Origin of the sequence: uncultured Clostridium sp. (genome assembly GCF_937920395.1) — a bacterium.
Taxonomy (GTDB): domain Bacteria; phylum Bacillota; class Clostridia; order Clostridiales; family Clostridiaceae; genus Clostridium_AD.
This window is the reverse complement of record NZ_CALEVF010000299.1, coordinates 1-8,057: the sequence shown is the minus strand read 5'-3', so window position 1 is coordinate 8,057 and position 8,057 is coordinate 1. Positions and strand designations below refer to the sequence as shown.

The 8,057-nt window shown below is 29.4% G+C and carries 11 protein-coding genes and 1 riboswitch; of the genes, 7 read left to right on the top strand and 4 right to left on the bottom strand.

Features of this window, described 5'->3' with window-relative positions:
* The coding region (locus Q0649_RS19045) for a S1 RNA-binding domain-containing protein (protein ID WP_298845664.1) at positions 1 to 252 on the top strand (252 nt) is incomplete at its 5' end.
* 226 nt (positions 253 to 478) lie between these two features.
* Complete coding sequence (locus Q0649_RS19040; protein ID WP_298845662.1) at positions 479 to 919, top strand: HNH endonuclease; 441 nt, start codon at positions 479 to 481, stop codon at positions 917 to 919.
* 99 nt (positions 920 to 1,018) lie between these two features.
* Here Q0649_RS19040 and Q0649_RS19035 read toward each other — a convergent pair whose 3' ends face one another.
* The 3 genes from Q0649_RS19035 to Q0649_RS19025 are packed head-to-tail and all read right to left on the bottom strand — an operon-like array spanning position 1,019 to position 2,832.
* Positions 1,019 to 1,300 carry a hypothetical protein gene (locus tag Q0649_RS19035; protein ID WP_298845661.1) on the bottom strand — a complete coding sequence of 94 codons (282 nt, stop codon included), beginning with the start codon at positions 1,298 to 1,300 and terminating at the stop codon, positions 1,019 to 1,021.
* Positions 1,301 to 1,359: 59 nt separating this feature from the next.
* Complete coding sequence (locus Q0649_RS19030) at positions 1,360 to 2,163, bottom strand: metal ABC transporter permease (RefSeq protein ID WP_298845659.1); 804 nt, start codon at positions 2,161 to 2,163, stop codon at positions 1,360 to 1,362.
* A 9-nt stretch (positions 2,164 to 2,172) separates the two neighbouring features.
* Positions 2,173 to 2,832, bottom strand: coding sequence for a metal ABC transporter ATP-binding protein (locus Q0649_RS19025; protein ID WP_298845658.1), 660 nt, complete (start codon positions 2,830 to 2,832; stop codon positions 2,173 to 2,175).
* Between the two features lie 290 nt (positions 2,833 to 3,122).
* Between Q0649_RS19025 and Q0649_RS19020 the strand changes: the two genes are divergently transcribed.
* The 5 genes from Q0649_RS19020 to cobS all read left to right on the top strand — a co-directional run bounded on the left by Q0649_RS19020 (position 3,123) and on the right by cobS (position 6,683).
* Entirely contained in the window at positions 3,123 to 3,383 is a 261-nt protein-coding gene (locus Q0649_RS19020; RefSeq protein WP_298845656.1) for a DUF3892 domain-containing protein, read from the top strand.
* Positions 3,384 to 3,606: 223 nt separating this feature from the next.
* Complete coding sequence (cobT, locus tag Q0649_RS19015) at positions 3,607 to 4,695, top strand: nicotinate-nucleotide--dimethylbenzimidazole phosphoribosyltransferase (RefSeq protein WP_298845654.1); 1,089 nt, start codon at positions 3,607 to 3,609, stop codon at positions 4,693 to 4,695.
* Between the two features lie 22 nt (positions 4,696 to 4,717).
* Entirely contained in the window at positions 4,718 to 5,305 is a 588-nt protein-coding gene (locus Q0649_RS19010) for a histidine phosphatase family protein (RefSeq protein WP_298845652.1), read from the top strand.
* A 13-nt stretch (positions 5,306 to 5,318) separates the two neighbouring features.
* Positions 5,319 to 5,867, top strand: a complete 549-nt coding sequence (gene cobU, locus Q0649_RS19005) for a bifunctional adenosylcobinamide kinase/adenosylcobinamide-phosphate guanylyltransferase (RefSeq protein ID WP_298845650.1) — start codon at positions 5,319 to 5,321, stop codon at positions 5,865 to 5,867.
* 57 nt (positions 5,868 to 5,924) lie between these two features.
* Positions 5,925 to 6,683, top strand: coding sequence for an adenosylcobinamide-GDP ribazoletransferase (gene cobS, locus Q0649_RS19000; protein ID WP_298845648.1), 759 nt, complete (start codon positions 5,925 to 5,927; stop codon positions 6,681 to 6,683).
* A gap of 205 nt (positions 6,684 to 6,888) precedes the next feature.
* Here cobS and Q0649_RS18995 read toward each other — a convergent pair whose 3' ends face one another.
* Positions 6,889 to 7,827, bottom strand: a complete 939-nt coding sequence (locus Q0649_RS18995) for a transposase (protein WP_298845646.1) — start codon at positions 7,825 to 7,827, stop codon at positions 6,889 to 6,891.
* Positions 7,828 to 7,973: 146 nt separating this feature from the next.
* Positions 7,974 to 8,057: riboswitch (cobalamin riboswitch) on the top strand. This riboswitch is flagged as partial in the annotation.

The following is an 8,057-nucleotide window of genomic DNA, read 5'->3' as shown; positions in this document are numbered from 1 at the left end:
GGAGTTGAAGGACTAGTTCATTTATCAGAAATATCAGAAGAACGTATTGCAAAGGTTTCTGACGTATTAAAAGTTGGAGAAGTTGTAAAAGTTAAAATCGGTGAAATAAACGAAAAAGATAGAAGAATAAGCCTAAGTATTAAAGAAGCAGCAAGAGGAAATGAAGATTTCTCAGATTATAAGCAAGAAGAAGAAAGTGGATTAACTCTAGGAGATATATTAGGAGATAAACTTAAAAACTATAAATTCTAGTAGAAGATTCATATCATAAAATATAAATTCAATAAATATTACGAGGCAAAACAACTAATAATTGTTTTGCCTCTTAGTATTTTAACGACATTTCAAAAGGAAAGTTTCCCATTTATATAAGTGGGAGTAAAATATACTAGCAAAAATAAAACTTAGGTGGATTTTTAAATATCCTTATGAAGTCGTTAATGCATATCCGAAGGAGAGAATTTAAAGGAGGGATATCTTGTTAACATGTGAAGTATGTGGAAAGCTAGCTGATAAACATCATATAGTTTATAAAAGCCAAGGTGGCATTGAATTCCCACTTAACTTTAGATACCTTTGTACATTGCATCATAGGGGGAAGACAGGTCCACATAAGAATAGGCGATTAGATTTAGAATATAAAATTGATATGCAGCGAAAACTTGAAAACATTTTAATAAAAGAGATTTATTCTATTGAAGAATTAGAAGTTTTGCTTAAAATAAATAAGGGCATTATTAAAAGACTATTTAAGGACTATAAGTTAAATGGTAAAGGTTTTAGAAAAACTGATATTATCGTTAATCAAAATGATGTAGGATATAAAAGAGATGATATTATTTTTAAGTTAATGGGTCATAAAAGATATGATGAGAAGATGCTTTTAGAAGCAAAGTCTTTAGAAAAAATTTATAAATAAAAATTTTAGTAATTGTATATATTAAAAAAACTATGATTAGCATAAACTGCGTTCATAGTTTTTGTTTTAACCTTTATTTAAGATGACACTTATAATATACTAAGAACTTCCTATTTCATCATGTGGAGCTTTTTTTAATTCAACCATGTATCCTAGTTCAATTGCCGAATTATATAAATGGCTAAGTCCTATGCCCATATCAATGTGATTTGTGTCTTTAAGAATTTTTTTAGTTAAAATATTTTTGTTTTCTAAAAATAGGTAGAATTTATTATCGTTAACTTCCAATATAATAGTTTTAATCTTTTGTAAATGCTTCGGGGATACATTAATATTTTTATAATTACTAATGGATTTTCTTAGTTTTATAGCCTGTAACATAATAGACACCTCAATTATAATTCTAATTTGGACTACATGTAATACTAGATAATTCTAAGTTACATTGAATCTCTTGATAATATTTTTTTACTACTGATTATAACCACTAATACAAAAACAGAGGTTAAAGCTATACTGCCTCCTGGCGCACAATCTAAGTAGTAAGAGATGACAAGTCCTAAAATTATGTCAATGAAACCGAACATTATAGAGTAGATTAAAGTTCTCTTAAATCCCTTATTTAACTGGAGGGCTGTTGCTACAGGTAGGGCTATCATTGATGACATAACAAGGATTCCAAGTATTCTTAGAGAGACTGAAATAGTAGCACCTACTAGTAGTGCAAAGATGTAGTTAATTACCTTAACTTTTGCACCAGAAACCTTAGCACCTTCCTCATCGAAAGTAATATATAATAATTGATTATATAATGAAAATATTGTTATTATTGAAATAATACTAAGGACAAGCATTATGTATAAATCGGTTTGTGTAACAGTTAGCAGACTTCCAAATAAATAAGAATTAACATTAGCGCCAGCTCTACCTGTACTTATTAAGGTTATTCCGATACCTACACTAAAGGTAAGCATAATTGCTAATATTAATTCAGCATATTTTTTGTAATAATCTCTTAAGAATTCAATGGATAAGCCACATAGTGCTGTAAACGCAAAAGCGCCAAGTATAGGATTAAAACCAAAAACGAGTCCGATGGCAACGCCTGCAAAAGAGGCATGTGCCATTGTATCTCCCATCATAGAGTATCTTTTGAGTACTAGAAAAACACCTACAATTGGGAATAATATAGAAATTAAAACTGAGGCAATTAAAGCGTTTTGCATAAAACCATATTCAAACATAAAGTGAAGTTAGCCCCTTTCCTCGGATATTTTATATTTATAATCACTAATAGTATAAAGTATTCCACTATGATTACTCATTTCGAAAATATCTGTAGAGTTATCTAATGCAGCTTTTAAATTATGCTCTACAGAAACAACTGTAATACCTAGGTTAACATTTAACCCCTTAATAATTCCATATATATCTTCCATGCTTTGAATATCTATTCCAGTAGAAGGTTCATCTAAAATTAATAACTCAGGGTTACCTATTAAACTCCTAGCAATAAAAATCTTTTGTTGTTGACCACCAGAGAGATTTCCAATAAGAGTATGGGTATGATCTTCCATTCCTACAGCATTAAGACTTTTTGAAATTAGACCTTTATCTTTAAGTTTTAATACTTTTCTATGGCAATTTAACATTTCATAAACTGTTATAGGAAACTGCGCATTAAAGTTTTCAACTTTTTGTGCAACATATGCTATTCTTGATGTATCTATAATTATTTCACCGCTATTAGGTTTTAATAAATTTAATATTAATTTAAGTAAAGTACTTTTAGCACTACCATTTTCACCTAAGATTGAAACATAACTACCTTTTTTGATATTAAGATTGATGTTATCTAGTATGTATGGTTTTGAATTTGTATATGTAAAATATAAATTTTTTATGTTAATCATAAATTTCCTCCTTATAAGTATTACAAAATTAATTATGCAATTATGCAATAATTATATGCATAAAATAATAGTAGCAACAAATAGTATACACCTAAATGCGAATAACTTGCAACAACTCTCTCCATATTATTGCCATATAATTTAAATAATACATAACATAAAATTAATATAATTGGTAAAACTGTATAGGAAGATACTTTGTTTTATATAATATCTAATATTGCTTTAGTATCTATCAATAAAAGTGCATTTACTTATGCATTTAATATAATAGGAAAGGTAGTGTTATTATGAATAAAAGCGAAGGCTCAACTCATACAATTAGTAAAGTGGCGAAAGACAATCAAGGAGAGATAACCGCATACGAACTTGAAAATGGAGAGATAATATCAAAAGAACAAGCTGTCTCATTAGCTAAGCAAGGAAATATAAGTGGAGTATCTGTGTCAACTTCGAAAAAAGGGGAAGAATTCCTAAGAAGTCTACCTGATCAAAATAAAGCGAATAATTTAGAAAGCTTACCAATTATAGATGATAACGATATTTATTAGTAGAAAATATAAAGAGCAGGGACATTTAGGTGTCTCTGCTCTTTTAGTTTGAGGAATAAGTAGGGACGGTTAACAACTAATTAGTGTTGTTGAGAGTGATTAAGGTAGGGACGGTTAACAAATAATTAACATTATTGATGTTAATTATTTGTTTTGCTTGAAAAAGTTTTTCCTTTGGAATACTATTAATGTAATAAACTTAGATGAGCAGGGGGATAAACAAATGGGACTTCTACAAGAAACATTGGAAAGTATAGAACCGCCAAATAATGAAGCAATAAAAATGGCATGGAATAGGCTTGATAGTTTATCAAAACCTATAGGAAGTCTTGGTGAATTAGAAAATATCATTGCTAAGATGGCAGGAATTACTGGGAACATACATAATAAAATTAATAAAAAAAATGTTGTTATAATGTGTAGTGATAATGGGGTTGTGGAGGAAGATGTATCTAATTGTCCTAAAAGCGTAACAGCTACAGTCACGAATAATTTCACTAAAAAGATAACAGGTGTATATGCGTTATCGAAATTTTCAGGAAGTGATATTACTGTTGTAGATGTAGGGGTTGATGCAGATTTTAATAATCCTAAAATTATTAATAAAAAGATAGCGTATGGTACTAAAAACATGATGAAGGGACCCGCAATGACTAGAGAGCAGACTATTAAGGCTATTGAAGTTGGAATTGAAACAGTTGATGATTTAGTTTGCAAGGGTTATGATTTGTTTGGAACAGGTGAAATGGGGGTTGGAAATACTGCTACAAGTGCAGCAATCTTAAGCGTGTTTTCTGGACTTGAGGTTGAAGGGTCAGTTGGGAAAGGCTCTGGAATTACAGAAAAGCAATTTATTAATAAAAAAAAGGTTATTAAAAAATCTATTGAGGTAAATAAACCAGATAAAAATGATGTTATTGATGTTATCTCAAAAGTTGGTGGATTTGACATTTCAGGACTGTGTGGTTGTTTTCTAGGTGCAGCTAAAAATAGGGTGCCTATTGTTATTGATGGTTTTATAGCATCAGCAGCAGCACTCTGCGCTTATAAATTAAACCCATTAGTAATAGGGTATATATTTGCATCACATTTATCTGCGGAACCAGGAGCAGCTTTTGTAATGAAAGAAATTGGCTTAAAACCTATGCTTAATTTAAACATGAGACTTGGAGAAGGTTCAGGTTGTCCTTTGGCTTTTAATATTATTGAAGCAGCTTTGTTTACAATGGATAATATGGGAACGTTCGAAGATGCGAAGCTTGATAGTAAAAAGTATATTGATATAAGAGAGAATCTCTTAGACATATCTTAGGGTAGACTGGGGCGAATAAATTATGAATATATATTTGTTAAGACATGGTCAAACTGAAGAAAATAGAAAAGGATCTTATTATGGTAATTTGGATATAGGCCTAAATGAAATAGGTGTAATTCAAGGGAATAAGGCAAAAAAATTCTTTAATGATATTAAACTAGATAGAGTATATGTTAGTGATAAAATAAGAACTTTAGAAATGGCAAAACTAGCTTTAGGGTTAAAAGAAATGGAGATTATACAAGATAGTAGAATAAATGAAACTAATTTTGGCGACTTTGAAGGTAAAACTTACGAAGAGATTAAGATGTTTTATCCTAAGGAATGTTTGTGTTGGACGGATAATTGGAAAGAATTTGTACCACCTCAGGGCGAGAGCTATATTGAGTTATGCAAACGTGTTAAGAGCTTTATGGATGATATTAAAAGGTTAGATGTTCATAATATTTTAATATGTGCTCATTCTGGCGTTATAAGAGCTATATACTGTTATATTATGGATGAAAACATAGATTTATTTTGGAAATTTGGTTGTAAAAATGGTGATATAAGCATTATTAAATATGAATATGGTAATTTATATATTGATGCTATTATGCATATCTAGGAGATGATTATATATGGGTAAAATAACTCTAGTAACTGGTGGAAGTAGAAGTGGTAAAAGTGGGTTTGCTGAAAAAATTTTCGAAGAGACTGATGATGTTTTATATATAGCAACGGCAATAGTTACAGATGTGGAAATGGAAAATCGAATAAAAAAACATATAGACTCGAGAAATGCAAGATGGACAACCTATGAGGGATTTTTGGATTTAGATAAGGCTATAGAAAAATATAATATAAACAATATACTACTTGATTGCGTTACAATTATGATAACTAATTTAATGTTTAAGGAAAAAATGGACTTTGATAGTATGTCTATGGTAAAGATAGATTTATTATTAGATGATATAAAGACTCAGTTTGAAAAGTTAATATTAAAAGCTAGGGTATCTAATAAAAATTTAGTTATGGTAACTAATGAGGTAGGTTCTGGTCTTGTACCTGAGACTAAACTTAGTAGAGTATTTAGGGATATAGCAGGGTACGTAAATCAATATATAGCAAGCCAAAGTGATGAGGTATATCTGGTTTCTTGCGGGTTATCTTTAAAATTAAAATGATTTTTATTATCTAGGAAAGAGGTGAACCTTGCAATGGTAGGGCATTGCAAGTAATAAATGAGAGAATATTTAAATGATTTTTTACTGTTTTTCCAGTTTTTCACTAGAATACCTATAAATAAAAGTTTAAAGTGCGAGAAAGAAAACTTTAAGCGAGGATCTATATTTTTTCCTATAGTAGGATTATTTATAGGACTAGTTCAATGGGTAGTTTATTATTTGTTAATAAAAGTGCTACCGGTAAATATTACAGCAATATTTGTAGTTATTATACCTATAATTATTACTGGAGGATTGCATGTTGATGGACTTGGAGATACATGCGATGGATTCTTTTCATTAAAAGGTGATAAATACAAAATAATTGAGGTTATGAAAGATAGTTCAGTAGGCACTTTCGCAACTATCGCTATAGTATTTGATATGTTAGCACGATATGCGGCGGTGACCGCCATCATACAAATTAATTTACCACTTATATTAATAGCTACTCCAATAATTGCAAGATTTACTGTGGTATTTATATCGTTTATAGGAAAAAATGCTAAAGAGAAAGGTTCAGGAAATATATATATTGGGAATATTGATGTGAAAAGACTGGTAATAGCTGGAATCATAACTATTATACTTGGAACAGTATTAATAGGAATCAAAACAAGTATTATATTAATAGTTCCAGGGTTATTTTTAAGCTTCTTATTTAATAAATTCTGCGAGAGTAAAATTACAGGACTTACAGGAGATAGTTTGGGAGCTAATAATGAATTAGTTGAGATTTTAACAATGATTATATTTATTGCAATTAATCATGCATAAGTAGGGACGGTTAACAATTAATTAGCTATTATTTAGGTGCAAATTTTTTTGAATTTGCACCTTTTTACGACTAAATTAACTATTTAATCTAGTATTTTGATTCTATGTATTAATAAATAGCGTATTTACCATGCTTGTCCAAGGTTATCACAAAAAACAAAGTTATATATTATTTTTAAATTTTAAAAATTCTATATAATACTTATTAAGTATAACATTTAATAAAATCATCAATAATATTTTCATATTTTTTTTCTGTACTAATTAAACCTATACCAATATTGCTTAATCTGGATACTCTAGCTTGCGTAATATTTCCAAGTGTTATAGATATATCTTTTGATTTAAAATTACAAAGACTTCTCATTAAAATAACTGCTAAAGCTTTTGCATGTACAAACTTTCTACTGTATTTAGTATGAAGATGAATCTTTGATATATTCATTTTTGATGCTATGAATTCTAATATATCTTCTGGCTTAAAGTTGCGTATTAGTATATTCCTTTCACTATTATAAGCTGTTTTTTCATCTTCAAATTCCATTTCTTGTTCTAATTTTTCTTCATTACATCTAAAGAGGAGGTCATAGTAATTTTTCCTTGCACTTTTAAGGGTTTTACCAAATAGACTCATAACAAATACATAATCAACTAGGTTGAAAGAATCAGGTTCTTTTCCTAAAAATATTGATAAACTAGAAAAGATGTATTTTTCAGGAGAATCTTTATACTCAACTATGGCTGTAGGATTATTGTGCATGTAAAGAGATAAGGTCCTTAAATACCTGTCGCTATAAACAATTTTACTCTTAAATCTATCTTTAAAAAGGTGTCCTTCTCGCGCGTATTTTCTATTAAAATACATTGCATAAGAAAAATTTATTCCGTGCATTATTTTTGATATATCACAGCCGTTAGCATCAATCATTAAATGAGCATGGTTATCCATAAGACAGTACCCGTAAAGCTTGAAATTATGGAGTGTCTTATACTTTTTTATAAGTAACAAATACCGTCTCTTATCTTCATCATCCTTGAATAAAGTTACCTCGCTTATACTTTTACACATAATATGAAATATTGAATCATCTGTTTTTATTCTTGCCGCTCTTGGCATAAAATCACCTCGCTTAATAAGTATCATTTTAATTGTTACCTAGGTTGCAAAATGATATTCATTTTCTTGTGGGCTAATAAGTACATTGGTTCATTAGTTGTTAACCGTCCCCTCTAGGTTTAAGTTTTAAAATGATATTGACACTGAACCTTAATTATAATAAAATAATAATATAATTGAATATAATTTTAGGTGCCTAAATTATTAGGTGAAAAGGGAATGTGGTTTAAATCCACAGCAGCCCCCGCTACTGTAAT